Here is a 16,424-nt window from a genome sequence, read left to right as displayed (position 1 = left end):
GGAAACAGGCGCGTGATCGATTTGGGCAGGATCGCGCGCCACTGGATTCAGGAAACTTTGACTTTGCCTTCGGTGACCTGTTCGGCCTCCGGGGCGACAGCAGCGCTGGGCAAATGGCGGGCAATCAAGCCGCGATAGGCCGCAGCACCCAGGCAGGCGCCGAGGATCGGAGCGAAGATCGGCACCAGGAAATACGGAATATCACGGCCGCCGGTAAAGGAAATCTCCCCCCAGCCGGTCACGAACGTCATCAGTTTAGGCCCGAAGTCCCGCGCCGGGTTCATCGCAAACCCGGTCAGCGGGCCCATGGCACTGCCGATCACGGCAATCAGCAGGCCGATCAGCAGCGGAGCCATCGGGCCGCGCGGCAGGCCATTGTTGTCATCGGTCAGGGACATGATCACGCCCATCAGGATGGCGGTGATCACCAACTCCACAAGGAACGCCTGGGCAGTGGACAGCGCCGGGTTGGGGAAGGTGGAGAACACCGAGGCCAGTTCCAGGCTGGCCTGGGAGCCACGGACCATCTGGTGGGTTTGTTCGAAATCGAAGAACAGGTTGCTGTATAGCGTGTAAACCAACAGCGCCGCGCAGAAGGCGCCAGCGATCTGGGCGAGGATGTAGAACGGCAGTTTGCGCTTTTCAAAATCGGCGAACAGGCACAGGGCGATGCTCACGGCCGGGTTCAGGTGCGCGCCGGAAACTCCGGCGGTCAGGTAGATCGCCATGCTGACGCCGATCCCCCAGATGATGCTGATTTCCCATAGGCCGAAGCTGGCCCCCGCGACCTTGAGCGCGGCGACACAACCGGTGCCGAAGAAGATCAACAGCGCAGTACCCAGAAACTCGGCGATGCATTGGCCCGATAGCGACGGTTGTTGCAGAGCAGTTGTCATGTGAACCTCGATTTTTGTTGTTGTCTGGCGCTGCTGCAAAAGGCATGGAGCGCGACTTTAAACGAAGGCGGAATCCCCATTCCGACCTCGCCTTGCTACTGGGTACAACCTTGGATCTACCGCATGATATTCAGAAACGAAAAAATATAGACAAGAAACACCGCTGTCAAAGGTCGAAAGTGAACGGATGGTCATTTTATAGATATCAATCAAATGAATGATTCCGGGACCTAGTCGCGGGAACGACAAGCATGGTTGCCTTCGTCGGCACACGGGCCGGTTAACAAGGCTCGGAATAGAGCCTTTTGCTGGTGAATGACCTAAAATTCGCGCGCTTGGTTTTGCCTTTTCATTCCTCGCCTGGAGCTGCCATGACCCCTGCACTGGACCTGCTGAAAAAAGTTCGCGCCGAACATCGCATCCACAGTTACGAACATGATCCCAAGGCCGCCTCCTATGGCCTGGAGGCCGCGGAGAAACTTGATCTTGATCCTGCGCAGGTGTTCAAGACCTTGCTTGCCAGCAGTGAAAAGGGTGAGTTGCTGGTGGCGGTGGTGCCGGTCGTCGGAAGTCTTGACCTGAAGGCCCTGGCCCACGCAGCGGGTGTGAAGAAGGCTGAAATGGCCGACCCGGCTGCCGCCCAGCGCGCCACGGGGTACCTGCTGGGAGGCATCAGCCCGCTGGGGCAGAAGAAGCGCCTGCGGACCTTTATCGATAACAGTGCGCAGCCGTTCGCCAGCATCTTTGTCAGCGCCGGGCGCCGTGGCCTGGAAGTCGAGCTGGCGCCGGCGGTGCTGGCCGAGCATACCCAGGCCAGGTTCGCCGATATCGGTCGTCCTTGAGTCGCAGCGGCTGCCGCTAAGGCCGCTGCTGTATGCAGGAAAATCCCGACTTCTGTGTCTGTCGCCCGTTGGGGGCCAGGGCCCATGCTGGTGGCCGGTTATTCACGGAGAAGGGATATGCAGCTTGAGTTTCATCAGGTCGATGCGTTCAGCGAGCGCCCGTTCGCGGGTAATCCGGCCATGGTTTACCGGCTTGAGTCCTGGCTCGATGACAGGCTGATGCAGCAGATTGCTGCCGAGCACAATCTGGCAGAGACCGCTTTTGTGGTGCGTGAGGCCCAGGGCTGGCGGATTCGCTGGTTCACCCCGGTGACGGAAGTGCCGTTGTGCGGGCATGCAACCTTGGCCAGTGCCTACGTGTTGTTCGAGGTTTATGGCCAGACCGCGCAGCGTATCGACTTTCTTAGCCAGTCCGGGCCCCTGAGTGTCACCCGTGAAGAGGGCCTGTTGTGGCTGGATTTCCCGCTGCGCAGCCCGAGCCGCCAGGCAGGGCGGGAGGCGGTGGCGCAAGCGCTGGGGGTTGAGGTCGTCGAATTGCTGGGGGCCAACGAGCTATTGGCCGTGCTGGCGTCGGAACAGGCGGTGCGTGAGTGCCGGCCGGATATGACGGCGCTGGCGAAACTGCCCTGGCCCGGAGTGATCGTGACGGCGCGCGGGGAGCAGCACGACTTTGTCTCGCGCTATTTTGCCCCCGCCATCGGTATCGATGAGGACCCGGTGACCGGGTCCACCCATTGCTGTCTGGCGCCTTACTGGGCGCAGCGGTTGGATAAGCCGCAGTTGAGCGCCTACCAATGCTCTGCCCGAGGTGGCGCGTTGTTTTGTCGTTTGGAAGGTGAGCGGGTGAAGATCGGTGGGCATGCCCGGCTGATTGCCAGTGGGCAGTTGCATCTGCAATGAGTGCGGTGGGTATTTCGCCGGCAAGCCGGCTCCTACAGTGGGCTGTCGTAGGAGCGGGCTTGCCAGCGAAGACGGCTCAATGGGCGCTGCTGTAGCGGCGCACCCCTGAGTCGCTTTGCGGGATCTGCGCCGCGGTGCTGCCCGGGGCCTGGAACAGCACAAGATGTTCCGCCGCGACCCGGATACCCACATCGGCGCCGACCTGGTGATCGGCGTGGCTCGGGAAGATCGACTCCAGCTGGCTGCCGGTGGGCAGTTGCAGGCGATACAGGGTCGAGGCGCCGAGGAAGGTCTTGCCCACGACGCGGGCTTTCAAGGCGCTGTCCGGGGCGTGGACGATATCGTCGGGACGCAACAGCACATCCACCGCGCCGCCGGTTGGCCAGGTGTAGGCACGGTTGCCCTGCAGCAACCCGAGTTCGGTCTGTACCGATTCCGGGCTGCTCAACTGGCCGCGAATGAAATAGCCCTGACCGATGAAGCTGGCGACGAAGGGCGTCTGGGGTTCGTGGTAGAGGTTGTACGGTGTGTCCCACTGCTCCAGGCGACCCTCCTTGAATACCCCTACCTGATCGCTCACGGCGAAGGCTTCTTCCTGGTCGTGAGTGACCAGGATCGCACTGGTGCCACGGGCCTTGAGGATGTCACGCACCTCGTGGCTGAGCTTGCGTCGCAGTTCGCCGTCGAGGTTGGAGAAGGGCTCGTCGAGCAGCAGCAGTTGCGGTTCGGGAGCCAGGGCTCGAGCCAGGGCCACCCGTTGTTGCTGGCCGCCGGACAGTTCGTGAGGGAAGCGCTGGCCGAGGTTCTTCAGGTTCACCAGCTCCAGCAGTTCGGCCACCACCCGCTCTTTCTGCGGGTGCTTGCGGATGCCGAAGGCAATGTTGTCGGCCACGCTCAGGTGCGGGAACAGCGCATAGTCCTGGAACACCATGCCGATCCGGCGCTTCTCCGGCGCCAGGGTGAAGCCGGCGCTGGAGATGGTCTCGCCGGCCAGCTGGATTTCCCCTTCATGCACCGGCTCGAAGCCGGCGATGGCGCGCAGGGTGGTGGTCTTGCCGCAGCCGGACGAACCCAGCAGGCAACCGATATCCCCGGCATTGAGGTGCAGGTTGAGGTTCTGCACCACACGTTGGTCCTGGTAGCCGCAGGCGAGGTTGCGCAGGTTCAGTAGCAAGGGCTGGCTCATGCGTGGTGGTACGCCGGCTCGACGAGGAATTCGAGCAGGGCCTTTTGTGCGTGGAGGCGGTTTTCCGCCTGGTCCCAGGCTACCGAACGCGGGTCGTCCAGCAGGTCGAGGCTGATTTCTTCACCGCGGTGGGCGGGCAGGCAATGCATGAACAGAACGTCCTCGGCGGCCAGGTCCAGCAGTGCACGGTTGACCTGGAAGGGAGCGAACAGTTGCAGGCGCTTGGCGGTCTCCTCTTCCTGGCCCATGGAGGTCCAGACATCGGTGCTCACCAGGTGGGCGCCACGCACGGCTTCGCGAGGGTCGCGGACGATGGTCACGCGCTCGCCGGCCTGGGCTACGAAATCCGCGTTGGGCTCGTACCCTTCGGGGCAAGCGATGCGCAGTTGGAAGTCGAACTGGATGGCCGCTTCTATATAGCTGTTGCACATGTTGTTGCCGTCGCCGATCCAGGCCACGGTCTTGCCCTGGATCGAGCCGCGATGTTCGAGGAAGGTCTGCATGTCCGCCAGCAGTTGGCAGGGGTGCAGGTCATCGGACAGGCCGTTGATCACCGGTACGCGGGAGTTGGCCGCAAACTCGGTCAGGGTGCTGTGGGCAAAGGTGCGGATCATCACCGCATCGAGCATGCGCGACATGACGATGGCGCAGTCGCCGATGGGTTCGCCGCGCCCCAGTTGGGTGTCCCGTGGCGAAAGGAAGATGGCCTGGCCGCCCAGCTGGATCATGCCGGCTTCGAAAGACAGTCGGGTTCGGGTCGACGACTTCTCGAAAATCATGCCAAGCACACGATTTTTCAAGGGCTCGAAGAGTACGCCGCGGTTACGCAGGTCCTTCAGCTCGATGCCTCGACGAATCACACTGACCAGCTCTTCGGGCGTGCAATCCATCAGGGAGAGAAAGTGCCTTGCGCTCATCATTAACTACCTTTTTGCAACGGACCGCAGATTCTCAAAGCCTTGTTTAGTCGAACAACGGGCTGGACCTGCGGCGAAAGCCGCACGGGGCGACGAAATAGGGGAAGGCGCGATCTTATAATTAAATGTCGCGTCTTACCAATAGTAGTGCTACGGCGATTATGGACATGAGAGGCCAGGACGCGAATGCGCTGGCACTTTTGAGACCAGTTTCCAGACAGCAGCCGGGCATTTGTACACTGCCCCGGCGCGCCTTGGCAATCGAGCGCGGCGCGGGTGATGCCCATGCAGTCGTTTTCTGACCTGGAGGGCGGGAGCTGCGTCCCGGATAATCCGCGGGCTGGCAGCCTGAAACATTTCCTAATGCAAAGTGCTGAGGTTATAAAGGCGAATCAGTGGCAGGGACGGGTGAACCATGGAATCCAGGGAGCAACAACTGATGACGCTCTTGGGGCTCACGGCCCGGGCACTCACCGACATGACCGCTTCGGTGACGGCGTTTTCCTTCGAGCTGCTGCGCAGTGAAGATCCGGTGACCCGAGCGGCCGCGCGCAAGATGATCGACCGGATGATGACCCTCAGTGCAGGCCTGGACGAGCATTGGCGATTGCTCGCACAACTCTCGGGTGGCTATGGGGAGCGGGGGACCGTGGATGCAACCACCCACGTCTCAACGGATGGGCCGCCACGGTTGCCCTCCAACTGAAGGCGCCGATCATGGCCGGGGCTGATGGCCGTGAATTCATGGGACGAACGTCACTGGTGTCCTGGCAGGGTAACGGCCATAGTTTTTGCTTCCGGCGGGCGAATACGCTGCGCTCTCAAACAATAGAGACTGGCCATGACCAAGACTCTCCACCACCGTGCCTGCCACCTGTGTGAGGCCATCTGTGGCCTGACCCTGGAAATCACCGAAGAAGACGGCAGTGCTCCGCGCATCAGCTCGATCAAGGGCGACCCTCAGGACAGTTTCAGCCGCGGTCATATCTGCCCCAAGGCCGTGGCCTTGCAGGATATCCAGAATGACCCGGACCGCCTGCGCCAGCCGGTGCGCCGGGTTGGCAATGAGTGGCAACCGATCGAATGGGACGAGGCCTTTGCCCTGGTGGCCGAGCGCCTGGCCAGCATTCAGCAGCGTCATGGCAACAACGCGGTGGCGACCTACCAGGGCAACCCCAGCGTGCACAACTATGGGCTGATGACCCACAGCAACTACTTTCTCGGCCAGCTCAAGACGCGCAATCGCTTCTCGGCTACCTCGGTCGACCAATTGCCTCAGCACCTGACCAGCTACCTGATGTATGGCCACGGCTTGCTGTTGCCGATTCCGGATATCGATCACACCGATTTCATGTTGATTCTTGGCGGCAACCCCCTGGCGTCCAACGGCAGCATCATGACCGTTCCGGATGTGGAAAAACGCCTGAAGGCGATCCAGGCCCGTGGCGGCAAGGTAGTGGTGGTCGATCCGCGGCGCAGCGAAACCGCGGCCATGGCCGACCAGCATCTGTTTATCCGCCCGGGGGGCGATGTCGCGCTGCTGTTCGGCCTGCTCAACAGCATCTTCGAAGAGGGGCCTACCCGCGACAGCCACTTGCAGGTGGATGGGCTGGCCGAGGTGCGCCAGGCCATTTCCCGGTTCACGGCGGAGGCCATGAGCCCCCTGTGCGCCATTGCGGCGCCGCAGATCCGCCAACTGGCCAGGGATTTCGCTTCGGCCGACAGAGCCGTCTGTTACGGGCGCATGGGCGTCTCGACCCAGGCCTTCGGCACTTTGTGCCATTGGTTGCTGCAATTGCTCAATCTGGTCACCGGTAACCTCGACCGGGTGGGTGGCGCCTTGTGTACCAGCCCCGCGGTGGATCTGGTAGCGGCGACTTCGGGCGGCCACTTCAATGCCTGGCAGAGCCGGGTTTCCGGGCTTCCGGAGTACGGCGGCGAGTTGCCGGTGTCGGCCCTGGCCGAAGAGATGCTCACCGAAGGGGAGGGGCAGGTGCGGGCGCTGATCACGGTGGCGGGCAACCCGGTGCTGTCCACGCCCAATGGCCGGCAGCTGGAGCAGGCGCTGGATGGCTTGGAGTTCATGCTCAGCATCGACCTGTACATCAATGAAACCACCCGCTATGCCGACCTGATCCTGCCGTCCACCTCGGCCCTGGAGAATGATCACTACGACACCACGTTCAATCTGTTCGCGGTGCGCAATGTCAGCCGTTTCAACCGGGCGATCCTGCCCAAGCCCGAAGGTGCACTGCACGACTGGGAGATCTTCGTCGGCCTGGCCAAGGCCTTTGCCGAGCGCACCGAAGGCTCGCTCAAGCCGACTATCGCACCGGCGCAAATGATTGATATGGGGCTGCGCGCCGGGCCTTATGGCGACGCCTCGCCGTTCAAGCTGTCATTGGCGACGCTGGCCGAGCATCCCCATGGTATTGATCTGGGGCCGCTGCGGCCGAATCTGGCCGGGCGCCTGAAAACCGAAAACCGGCGGGTCCAGGCTGCGCCGCCGGCGATCATGGCTGACCTGGAGCGCTTTGCTGCCCTGAAGGCGCCGCAGGAAGGGGAATTGTTGTTGATCGGCCGCCGGCACGTACGCAGTAACAACTCCTGGATGCACAACTATCACCGCCTGGTGAAGGGCAAGCCTCGTCATCAACTGCTGATGCATCCGCAGGATCTGGCTCATCGGGGTTTGCAGGACGGTCAACGGGTACGCATCAGTTCACGGGTCGGCGCGGTGGAAGTCGAGGTGCTGGCCAGCGCCGAAATGATGCCGGGGGTCGTGAGCCTGCCCCATGGCTGGGGGCATGGGCGTCCGGGCGTGCAGATGAACATTGCCACGGAGCAGCCAGGTTGCAGTGCCAATGACCTGACCGACGAGCGCCAGCTCGATGTGCTGTCGGGGAATGCGGCGTTGAACGGAGTGCCGGTCAGGGTGCAGGCGGCCTGAGATGTCTGTCGGAGAGGCCGAGCAGGGTGCTCAGGATTCCGTTACAATGCGCCACCGTGCCGACAACAGAGTCGGAAAGTTCAGCCGAGGTGTTCCATGGATATCATCGAAACTATTAAAGAGCAGATTGCCAACAACACCATTCTGCTTTACATGAAAGGCTCGCCGAATGCCCCGCAGTGCGGCTTCTCTGCCAAAGCCGCGCAAGCCGTAATGGGCTGTGGTGAGAAGTTCGCTTACGTGGACATCCTGCAGAACCCGGAAATTCGCGCCAACCTGCCCAAGTACGCCAATTGGCCAACCTTCCCACAACTTTGGGTGGCCGGTGAGCTGGTCGGCGGCAGCGACATCATGGCTGAAATGTTCGCCAACGGTGAATTGCAGAGCCTGATCAAGGCCGCTGCCGAAAAAGCCGCTGCCAAGACCGAAGCGTAAAGACGAGCCTGCTGGCGAGGGTTTCCGGGAATCGACATGTTGCTCATGTGATGCTCGGAAACTTGCGGCAAGCACTCTGCTTCGGTTTATTACACGAACACATTCGTGTAATAAAAAAGCCCCGCTCTCATTAAGAGAAGCGGGGCTTTTTTGTACTTCGGGTATTACGAGTTAAGTTACTCGTCACCCATTTGCGATTGCAGATAGTTTTCGATACCCACTTTATCGATCAGGCCCAATTGGGTTTCCAGCCAGTCGATATGCTCTTCTTCGGATTCCAGAATGTCTTCCAGCAGTTCACGGCTGCCGAAATCGCCGACCGATTCGCAGTGGGCGATCGCGGCCTTGAGATCGGCATGCCCGGTGCGCTCGATACGCAGGTCGCATTCGAGCATTTCCTTGGTGTGCTCACCGATATGCAGCTTGCCCAGGTCCTGGACGTTGGGCAGGCCTTCGAGGAAGAGGATGCGCTTGATCAGCTTGTCCGCATGCTTCATCTCGTCGATGGACTCGTGGTACTCGTGCTTGCCCAGCTTGTTCAGGCCCCAATCTTCATACATGCGCGCATGCAGGAAGTACTGATTGATCGCGACCAGTTCATTGGCAAGGATTTTATTGAGATGCTGGATGACTGTAATGTCGCCTTTCATGATGGGGTCCTGCCCTGTATTTAGTGGAACATGGGCGGAGTCTGAGCTGCATGAACATTACTGTCAAACCTAAGTTATTGAATAATATATGAAATTTAATCGGAATAAGAATGTTTGTGTTCCGCGTTTTGCCTCTAAGCGATTGAATTACAGGCATAAAAAAACCGGACGCTAGGTCCGGTTGTTTGAATTGGTGCTAATTATTAGCGAAATCAAGCAACATTAAATTCCACAGGGTAGGGAATGGCCGCTTGGCTGCTCTGCAGTTCGGTCAGGGTTTCGCGAACCACTTGCTTGGCCAGGCAGGCACATTTGCCGCACTGGCTGGCAACGCCGGTGGCCTGGCGCACTTCGCGGTAGCTGCAGCAACCTTCGTAGATCGCTTCGCGAATTTGTCCGTCGGTGACACCGGTGCAGAGGCAGACATACATAAGATGAGAACCGTCGCTGGTTAGGGCTCAATTGCGATGGATCTTAATGTTAACGAGAATGATTGTCAAAGTGGTTTCGACGCCCTTTGTTGCTGATTCTTGCCTGAGTGACGAACGGCTTTTCTTGGCGTTAAGGACAGATCATTCGCATTTTTCGCGTTGGAGGCCGGCCAGAGGAAAAACCACTAAGGACAGCTTAAAAACGCCGTGTATGATGGTCGGTCCTTGCGAAGCGGGCGCGCGTCACGGGGCTGTCGCATCAGCATGGCAGGCTCGGGGCCAACCCTTCTTCTTCATTACTACGTCCACACCAGGAGATATCCAATGAGCGTACTCGTAGGCAAACAAGCCCCTGACTTCACCGTTCCGGCCGTTCTCGGCAATGGCGAAATCGTCGACAGCTTCACCCTGTCCTCGGCCATCAAAGGCAAATACGGCCTGGTGTTCTTCTACCCACTGGACTTCACCTTCGTGTGCCCGTCCGAGCTGATCGCTCTGGACCACCGCATGGCTGACTTCAAGGCACGCAACGTTGAAGTGATCGCTGTGTCCATCGACTCGCACTTCACTCACAACGCCTGGCGTAACACCCCGATCAATGCCGGCGGCATCGGTCAGGTTCAATACATCATGGCTGCTGACATGAAGCACGAAATCGCCAAGGCCTACGACGTTGAGTCCGAAGGCGGCGTGGCTTTCCGTGGCGCGTTCCTGATCGACGACAAAGGTGTTGTCCGCTCGCAGATCGTCAATGACCTGCCACTGGGCCGCAACATGGAAGAGCTGATCCGTCTGGTCGACGCTCTGCAGTTCCACGAAGAGCACGGCGAAGTCTGCCCTGCCAACTGGAAGAAAGGCGACAAGGGCATGACCGCTTCGCCAGAAGGCGTTGCTGCTTACCTGAGCGAGAACGCCGGCAAGCTGTAAGGCTTGGCGTCACGCATAAAAAAACCGGCCTTAGGGCCGGTTTTTTTATGGGGCAAAGTAAAGCGACTATTCAGTCGTCGAAATCCTGCCAGCCGCCCATCTGTTTCCAGCGGTTGACGATGCCGCAGAACAGCTCGGCGGTCTTCTCCGTGTCGTAGCGAGCCGAGTGGGCCTCGCGACCGTCGAAGTCGATGTCTGCGCTCTGACAGGCCTTGGCCAGCACGGTCTGGCCGTATGCCAGGCCAGCCAGGGTGGCGGTGTCGAAGCTGGAGAACGGGTGGAACGGATTGCGCTTCATGTCCAGGCGCGCCACGGCGGCATTCAGGAAGCCCAGGTCGAAGCTGCTGTTGTGGCCTACCAGAATGGCGCGCTTGCAGCCATTGGCCTTCAGCGCCTTGCGCACCCCGCGGAAAATATCGGTGAGGGCGGTTTCTTCGCTCACAGCCATGCGCAGGGGATGGTCAAGCTTGATCCCGGTGAATTCCAGGGCTGCAGCTTCGATGTTCGCGCCTTCGAAAGGCTCGACCCGGAAGAAGTAGGTGTGTTCGGGGAACACGAAGCCTTTTTCGTCCATGCCGATGGTGGTAGCGGCAATTTCCAGCAGGGCGTCGGTGGCCGAGTTGAAGCCACCGGTTTCAACGTCGACGACTACCGGCAGGTAACCGCGAAAGCGCGCCGCCATCGGGTGGCGAGGACCGCCGCTGCTACCTTCTTGTTCGTCGTCGAAATGGTCGTCACTCACGAGTGATCCTCCAGCAGGCGCCAGCGCAGTTTTTCACCGGCGCGCAGCGGAATGACAGTCAGCTCGCCAAATGGCAGGCTGGCGGGAGCGGTCCATTCTTCACGGACCAGGGTGATGCTGTCGGTGTTGGCCGGCAGACCGTAGAAGCGCGGGCCGTTGAGGCTGGCAAAAGCTTCCAGCTGATCCAGGGCATTGCGTTGTTCGAAGGCTTCGGCGTACAGCTCGATGGCGGCGTAGGCGCTGTAGCAGCCGGCGCACCCGCAAGCGGCTTCCTTGGCGTGCTGGGCGTGAGGTGCCGAGTCGGTACCGAGGAAGAACTTCGCGTTGCCGCTGGTGGCCGCATCCAGCAGGGCTTCCTGGTGGGTGTTGCGCTTGAGGATCGGCAGGCAATAGAAGTGCGGACGAATACCGCCCACCAGCATGTGGTTGCGGTTGTACAGCAGGTGGTGCGCGGTAATGGTGGCGCCGACGTTGGCCGAAGCCTCCTTGACGAACTGCACGGCTTCAGCGGTGGTGATGTGTTCGAACACCACTTTCAGGCTGGGGAAGCGTTCAACCACACGCCGCATGTGCTCGTCGATGAAGATTTTCTCGCGGTCGAAGACGTCGACGTCGCCGCGGGTTACCTCGCCGTGGATCAGCAGCGGCAGGCCGACTTCGGCCATGGCTTCAAGCACCGGGAAAATCTTGTCGATGCTGGTCACGCCCGAATCCGAGTTGGTGGTCGCGCCGGCCGGGTACAGCTTGGCGGCGTGGACGAAACCGCAGGCCTTGGCCGCGCGGATTTCTTCCGGCTGGGTACGGTCGGTCAGGTAGAGCACCATCAGTGGCTCGAAGCGGCTGCCGGCCGGGCGCGCAGCTAGAATGCGCTGGCGATAGGCGTCGGCTTCCGCGGCGTTGCGCACCGGAGGTACCAGGTTGGGCATGATGATGGCGCGGCCAAAGGTGCGCGCGACATCGGCGACTGTATTGGGCAACACGGCCCCATCGCGAAGATGAATATGCCAGTCGTCGGGACGCAGCAGGGTCAGGCGGTCGGACATGGGAGGTTCCAGGCGGGTAAAACTCGGGGGGAATGCTACCGGAAAAGACTCTTCCAGGCACTCGCTATCAAGTTTTGCGACGAGCAACCGATATCCCGAAGGTATGGCGTATTAACGCCTGTCGATTTTTCTGTTGTACACGTCAGTGGAGCCTCCCGTGCGCCAGCGTTATCTAGCCTTGCTCAGTGTGTTTGCCAGCCTGCCTGCGATGGCTCTCACTTTCCAGACTCGCCTGGAGAGCATTGAGTGGACGGTCGAAGGTGACAAATTCGAGTGCCGCCTGATCCAACCGGTTACCGATTTCGGTTCCGGCGAATTCGTTCGTCGCGCCGGCGAGCAGGCGATTTTCCGCCTCAAGAGTTTCAACCCCATGCAGGCCGGTGGTTCCGCGACCCTGCTCGCGGCCGCCGCCCCCTGGCAGCCGGGGCGTGGCGACATCAATCTCGGGGCGGTCAAGGCCGGTACCGATGGGGTGCTGTTCAACAGCAACCAGATGCAGGCCGGCCGTCTGATCGTCGGTTTGCTGGAGGGGCGCAGCCCGGTGGTCCGGCACTTCTCCCGTGAAGGCGGAGTGTCCGAGGTACGCCTGTTGCCGGTGAAGTTCAGCAAGGCCTACGGCGACTATCAAAGCTGCATGGCCAAGCTGTTGCCGATGAACTATGAACAGGTCAAGCAGGCCGAGATCGGTTTCCCCGGAGGTGGTATCGACCTGGACGCCCGGGCCAAGGCCAAGCTGCAAGTGATGGTGGACTTCATCAAGGCCGACCCCACGGTCAATCATGTCGAATTGGACGGGCACTCTGATAACAGTGGCAACCGCCTGACCAACCGAGACCTGTCGCGCCGTCGTGCGCTGGCGGTCATGGAGTTCTTCAAGGCCAATGGCCTGGCGGAAAACCAGATCGTGGTGCGCTTCCATGGCGAGCGCTATCCCCTGGCCCCCAATACCAATGCGGCCAACCGGGCGAAGAACCGGCGGGTCAATGTGCATCTGGAGCGGGTCGCTCCTGCCGAAAAGCCGGCCCCAGCGCCTCAGGCGGCTTCCGGATCCAGCGCCGCGGCGACTTCCTGATACGGCTGTCGTCGTCGCTCGCTCGACATAATCTGTCGCTTGGTCGTCATAAGCTGTCGCGCCTCTGTAAATTATCCGCGTGGATCGGTAGACTTGGCGGCTTTCCGTACAACCCCGTGGAGTGATGGCATGGCGGACGTTAACAAGGTCGTTCTGGCGTATTCGGGCGGCCTGGACACTTCGGTGATCCTCAAGTGGCTGCAGGATACTTACAACTGTGAAGTAGTGACTTTCACTGCTGACCTGGGCCAAGGCGAAGAGGTCGAGCCGGCCCGCGCCAAGGCGCAAGCCATGGGCGTCAAAGAGATCTACATCGACGATCTGCGCGAAGAGTTCGTGCGTGATTTCGTCTTCCCGATGTTCCGCGCCAACACCGTCTACGAAGGCGAGTACCTGTTGGGTACTTCCATCGCTCGTCCGTTGATCGCCAAGCGCCTGATCGAAATCGCCAACGAAACCGGCGCCGACGCCATTTCCCATGGCGCCACCGGCAAGGGCAACGATCAGGTGCGTTTCGAACTGGGCGCCTACGCCCTCAAGCCGGGTGTGAAGGTGATTGCCCCTTGGCGCGAGTGGGACCTGCTGTCCCGCGAGAAGCTGATGGACTACGCCGAGAAGCACGGGATCCCGATCGAGCGTCACGGCAAGAAGAAATCCCCGTACTCGATGGATGCCAACCTGCTGCACATCTCCTATGAAGGTGGCGTGCTGGAAGACACCTGGACCGAGCACGAAGAAGACATGTGGCGCTGGACTGTCTCCCCGGAGAAGGCCCCAGACACCCCGCAATACCTGGAGCTGACCTACCGCAATGGCGATATCGTGGCACTGGACGGCGTCGAGATGACCCCGGCCACCGTGCTGGCGACCCTGAACCGCATCGGTGGCGAACACGGTATCGGCCGCCTGGACATCGTCGAGAACCGTTACGTGGGCATGAAGTCCCGCGGCTGCTACGAGACGCCTGGCGGCACCATCATGCTGCGTGCTCACCGCGCCATCGAGTCCATCACCCTGGACCGCGAAGTGGCTCACCTCAAAGACGAGCTGATGCCCAAGTACGCCAGCCTGATCTACACCGGCTACTGGTGGAGCCCTGAGCGTCTGATGCTGCAACAGATGATCGACGCCTCCCAGGCCCACGTGAATGGCGTGGTACGCCTGAAGCTGTACAAGGGCAACGTGATCGTGACCGGTCGCAAGTCTGACGAGTCGCTGTTCGACGCCAACATCGCTACCTTCGAAGAGGACGGCGGTGCCTATAACCAGGCGGACGCAGCTGGCTTCATCAAGCTCAACGCCCTGCGCATGCGCATTGCCGCGAACAAGGGTCGGACCCTGGTCTGATGCTTTGAGTGGTTGAAGAAAGCCCCGCGATAAGCGGGGTTTTTTTTGCCCTGGATAATCGCGATGAACATCAGGGTCTAGTTCATATCAGCAAATGTCTGTTGGCCAAGGTGAGCCGCTTCTTGATGGGCGAAGTACCCAGTGTCGCTACTGAGAGTGCTTGTAGCTTGGAATTTTATTAGTACGAAAAGTAGCTGATTTGACGATTGATCCTAGGCGGTTTGGATATTGAACCGCTTTTATCTGGGTCGTTTTGTAAGGCAATTCGGTATTGTTTGTAAGGATCGTCCTCGTAAGGTCGTAGCCCTCTGTAGCACGGTGTCAGAGTCAATTCTCTGGGGTATCGTGCGGGCTCTAAAAAAACTCTCAGGACTGAGATGGACCTATGAAAAGAGTATTGATCGTGGATGATCACCCTGTTGTCCGTTTGGCTGTGCGCATGTTGATGGAGCGTCATGGCCTTGAAGTAGTGGCGGAAGCAGATAACGGCACGGATGCATTGAAGTTGGCTCTTGAATATGTTCCAGATATCTTGATTCTGGATATTGGAATTCCGCAACTTGATGGGCTTGAAGTTATAAACCGGCTGATGTCCAGAGGTATGCCGATCAAGATTCTGGTATTGACCCTGCAAGTTCCGGGGCCTTTTTCCATGCGCTGCATGCAGGCCGGTGCTGCCGGTTATGTGTGCAAGCAGCAGGACATCACCGAGCTGTTGAGTGCCGTGCGTGCGGTGCTTGCGGGATACAGCTATTTCCCCAACGAGGCCTTGCACACTTTTCGCTCAAGCCAGGGCATCAGCAGTGAGCAGCAGATGATCGAGCTGCTTTCAGGGCGCGAATTGATCGTATTGAAACAACTCACCAACGGCATGAGTAACAAGGAAATTGCCGAGGGGTTGTGCTTGAGCAACAAGACCGTCAGTACCTACAAGCGCCGGCTGTTGGCCAAGCTCAATGCTCGTTCACTGGTTGATCTGATCGAGTTCGCTCAACGGCATCGGTTGATATGAGCCTTCAGGGCACGTGCGCATTGAGGCGGTGTGCTGGATAGGCTCGTTTGAGTGCTGATGCAGCCGGTCAGTCGGGGAGGCTGACCGGCCAGGTTTGCGGCTGGGCACAGGTACAAAAAAACCTCCGTGGGGAGGTTCTTTTGTGACTAGAGGTCAAAGTCGTAATCGGCCAACTGTTTTTGCAGGCGCCGTTCCTCAAGGAGATTGTCGATGGTCCGGCGTTTACTCAGATTGGTTTTCGCCACTTCGACCACCGGCTCTGCATCATCTGTTTCAGCCGCGACGAAATCGTCTTCTACGTCCAGTTGTTCTTTGCCAGTACTCATAAGGTCGACTCCAGGCTAGGACTGCCATTGGCGCTCCTTATATCGATATTCTCCTGGCGGGTAAAAAAGATTTTTTCAATCGATCTATCGGCAAAATCAATGGTTGCTCAATCGTCGGAAGTCTTTTGCTTGTATTCGCACAGGTCTTCGATTCGACAGCTGCCACAGCGTGGCTTGCGTGCCAGGCAAACGTAGCGGCCGTGGAGGATCAGCCAGTGATGGGAGTCCAGCAGAAACTCCTTGGGCACGAACTTCATGAGTTTCTTTTCGACCTCCACCACGTTCTTTCCCGGGGCCAACCCGGTTCGGTTGCTGACCCGGAAGATATGGGTGTCAACCGCCATGGTCAGTTGTCGGAAAGCGGTGTTGAGGACCACGTTGGCGGTCTTGCGGCCCACCCCGGGCAGAGCCTCCAGCTCTTCCCGAGTCTGCGGCACTTCACTGTTATGGCGTTCCACCAGCAGGCGGCAGGTCTCGATGACGTTCTTGGCCTTGCTGTTGTACAGGCCGATGGTCTTGATGTATTCGGACAGGCCTTCGACACCCAGGGCGTAGATTGCCGCTGGGGTGTTGGCTACGGGGAAGAGCTTGGCAGTCGCCTTGTTGACTCCGACGTCGGTCGATTGCGCCGAGAGAATCACCGCGATCAGCAGCTCGAACGGCGAGGAATAGGCCAGCTCGGTTTTCGGTTCGGGGTTGTCTTCGTGTAGCCGGCGAAAGATTTCCAGGCGTTTGGCGGCATTCATGG

At 59.7% G+C, this 16,424-nt stretch carries 18 protein-coding genes; 9 read left to right on the top strand and 9 right to left on the bottom strand.

Features of this window, described 5'->3' with window-relative positions; translation table 11 throughout:
* Window positions 1–47: 47 nt before the first annotated feature.
* On the bottom strand, window positions 48–896 hold the full coding sequence (locus KCG88_RS10320) for an MIP/aquaporin family protein (RefSeq protein WP_210712327.1): 849 nt from the start codon (window positions 894–896) through the stop codon (window positions 48–50).
* Window positions 897–1,267: 371 nt separating this feature from the next.
* Between KCG88_RS10320 and ybaK the strand changes: the two genes are divergently transcribed.
* On the top strand, window positions 1,268–1,738 hold the full coding sequence (gene ybaK / locus KCG88_RS10315; protein ID WP_011063120.1) for a Cys-tRNA(Pro) deacylase: 471 nt from the start codon (window positions 1,268–1,270) through the stop codon (window positions 1,736–1,738).
* Window positions 1,739–1,855: 117 nt separating this feature from the next.
* Window positions 1,856–2,638 (top strand): PhzF family phenazine biosynthesis protein, encoded by a 783-nt coding sequence (locus KCG88_RS10310; RefSeq protein ID WP_210712441.1) that lies wholly within the window; start codon window positions 1,856–1,858, stop codon window positions 2,636–2,638.
* Window positions 2,639–2,714: 76 nt separating this feature from the next.
* On the opposite strand, the gene KCG88_RS10305 is transcribed toward KCG88_RS10310, so the two are convergent.
* Both KCG88_RS10305 and argF read right to left on the bottom strand, forming a co-directional pair.
* Window positions 2,715–3,824 carry an ABC transporter ATP-binding protein gene (locus tag KCG88_RS10305; protein WP_047288892.1) on the bottom strand — a complete coding sequence of 370 codons (1,110 nt, stop codon included), beginning with the start codon at window positions 3,822–3,824 and terminating at the stop codon, window positions 2,715–2,717.
* A complete protein-coding gene (gene argF / locus KCG88_RS10300; RefSeq protein ID WP_011063117.1) occupies window positions 3,821–4,741 on the bottom strand; it encodes an ornithine carbamoyltransferase in 921 nt (306 codons plus the stop codon). Before argF ends, KCG88_RS10305 begins: the two co-directional genes overlap by 4 nt.
* Before the next feature lie 415 nt (window positions 4,742–5,156).
* On the opposite strand from argF, the gene KCG88_RS10295 reads away from it, so the two are divergent.
* The 3 genes from KCG88_RS10295 to grxD all read left to right on the top strand — a co-directional run bounded on the left by KCG88_RS10295 (window position 5,157) and on the right by grxD (window position 8,126).
* On the top strand, window positions 5,157–5,447 hold the full coding sequence (locus KCG88_RS10295; RefSeq protein WP_210712326.1) for a hypothetical protein: 291 nt from the start codon (window positions 5,157–5,159) through the stop codon (window positions 5,445–5,447).
* Between the two features lie 135 nt (window positions 5,448–5,582).
* Complete coding sequence (locus tag KCG88_RS10290) at window positions 5,583–7,691, top strand: molybdopterin oxidoreductase family protein (RefSeq protein WP_047337674.1); 2,109 nt, start codon at window positions 5,583–5,585, stop codon at window positions 7,689–7,691.
* A gap of 96 nt (window positions 7,692–7,787) precedes the next feature.
* Complete coding sequence (gene grxD / locus KCG88_RS10285; RefSeq protein ID WP_011063114.1) at window positions 7,788–8,126, top strand: Grx4 family monothiol glutaredoxin; 339 nt, start codon at window positions 7,788–7,790, stop codon at window positions 8,124–8,126.
* Between the two features lie 176 nt (window positions 8,127–8,302).
* Here grxD and bfr read toward each other — a convergent pair whose 3' ends face one another.
* Both bfr and KCG88_RS10275 read right to left on the bottom strand, forming a co-directional pair.
* Window positions 8,303–8,776, bottom strand: coding sequence for a bacterioferritin (bfr, locus tag KCG88_RS10280; protein WP_011063113.1), 474 nt, complete (start codon window positions 8,774–8,776; stop codon window positions 8,303–8,305).
* A gap of 212 nt (window positions 8,777–8,988) precedes the next feature.
* The gene (locus KCG88_RS10275; protein WP_011063112.1) at window positions 8,989–9,207 is read right to left on the bottom strand and encodes a bacterioferritin-associated ferredoxin; all 219 of its coding nucleotides are present in this window, start codon (window positions 9,205–9,207) and stop codon (window positions 8,989–8,991) included.
* Between the two features lie 324 nt (window positions 9,208–9,531).
* Here KCG88_RS10275 and KCG88_RS10270 point away from each other — a divergent pair, with 324 nt between their 5' ends.
* Window positions 9,532–10,134, top strand: coding sequence for a peroxiredoxin (locus KCG88_RS10270; RefSeq protein ID WP_011063111.1), 603 nt, complete (start codon window positions 9,532–9,534; stop codon window positions 10,132–10,134).
* 70 nt (window positions 10,135–10,204) lie between these two features.
* On the opposite strand, the gene rnt is transcribed toward KCG88_RS10270, so the two are convergent.
* Entirely contained in the window at window positions 10,205–10,876 is a 672-nt protein-coding gene (gene rnt, locus KCG88_RS10265; RefSeq protein ID WP_011063110.1) for a ribonuclease T, read from the bottom strand.
* A complete protein-coding gene (gene pyrC, locus KCG88_RS10260; protein WP_011063109.1) occupies window positions 10,873–11,919 on the bottom strand; it encodes a dihydroorotase in 1,047 nt (348 codons plus the stop codon). The genes rnt and pyrC overlap by 4 nt, the downstream gene beginning before the upstream one ends.
* A 157-nt stretch (window positions 11,920–12,076) precedes the next feature.
* On the opposite strand from pyrC, the gene KCG88_RS10255 reads away from it, so the two are divergent.
* From KCG88_RS10255 to KCG88_RS10245, 3 genes are all read left to right on the top strand, one after another.
* Window positions 12,077–12,991 carry an OmpA family protein gene (locus KCG88_RS10255; protein ID WP_011063108.1) on the top strand — a complete coding sequence of 305 codons (915 nt, stop codon included), beginning with the start codon at window positions 12,077–12,079 and terminating at the stop codon, window positions 12,989–12,991.
* A 129-nt stretch (window positions 12,992–13,120) separates the two neighbouring features.
* Window positions 13,121–14,338, top strand: a complete 1,218-nt coding sequence (locus tag KCG88_RS10250) for an argininosuccinate synthase (protein WP_011063107.1) — start codon at window positions 13,121–13,123, stop codon at window positions 14,336–14,338.
* A gap of 385 nt (window positions 14,339–14,723) precedes the next feature.
* Window positions 14,724–15,350, top strand: a complete 627-nt coding sequence (locus KCG88_RS10245; RefSeq protein ID WP_047337672.1) for a response regulator transcription factor — start codon at window positions 14,724–14,726, stop codon at window positions 15,348–15,350.
* 146 nt (window positions 15,351–15,496) lie between these two features.
* On the opposite strand, the gene KCG88_RS10240 is transcribed toward KCG88_RS10245, so the two are convergent.
* Together KCG88_RS10240 and nth are read right to left on the bottom strand one after the other, a co-directional pair.
* The gene (locus KCG88_RS10240; protein WP_011063105.1) at window positions 15,497–15,676 is read right to left on the bottom strand and encodes a hypothetical protein; all 180 of its coding nucleotides are present in this window, start codon (window positions 15,674–15,676) and stop codon (window positions 15,497–15,499) included.
* A 107-nt stretch (window positions 15,677–15,783) separates the two neighbouring features.
* Window positions 15,784–16,422, bottom strand: a complete 639-nt coding sequence (gene nth / locus KCG88_RS10235) for an endonuclease III (protein WP_011063104.1) — start codon at window positions 16,420–16,422, stop codon at window positions 15,784–15,786.
* Between the last annotated feature and the right edge of the window lie 2 nt (window positions 16,423–16,424).

It is taken from the genome of Pseudomonas sp. MWU349, assembly GCF_017947325.1.
GTDB classification, from domain to species: domain Bacteria; phylum Pseudomonadota; class Gammaproteobacteria; order Pseudomonadales; family Pseudomonadaceae; genus Aquipseudomonas; species Aquipseudomonas protegens.
The sequence above is the reverse complement of the archived record's forward strand: the minus strand, read 5'-3'. Positions and strand labels throughout refer to the sequence as shown.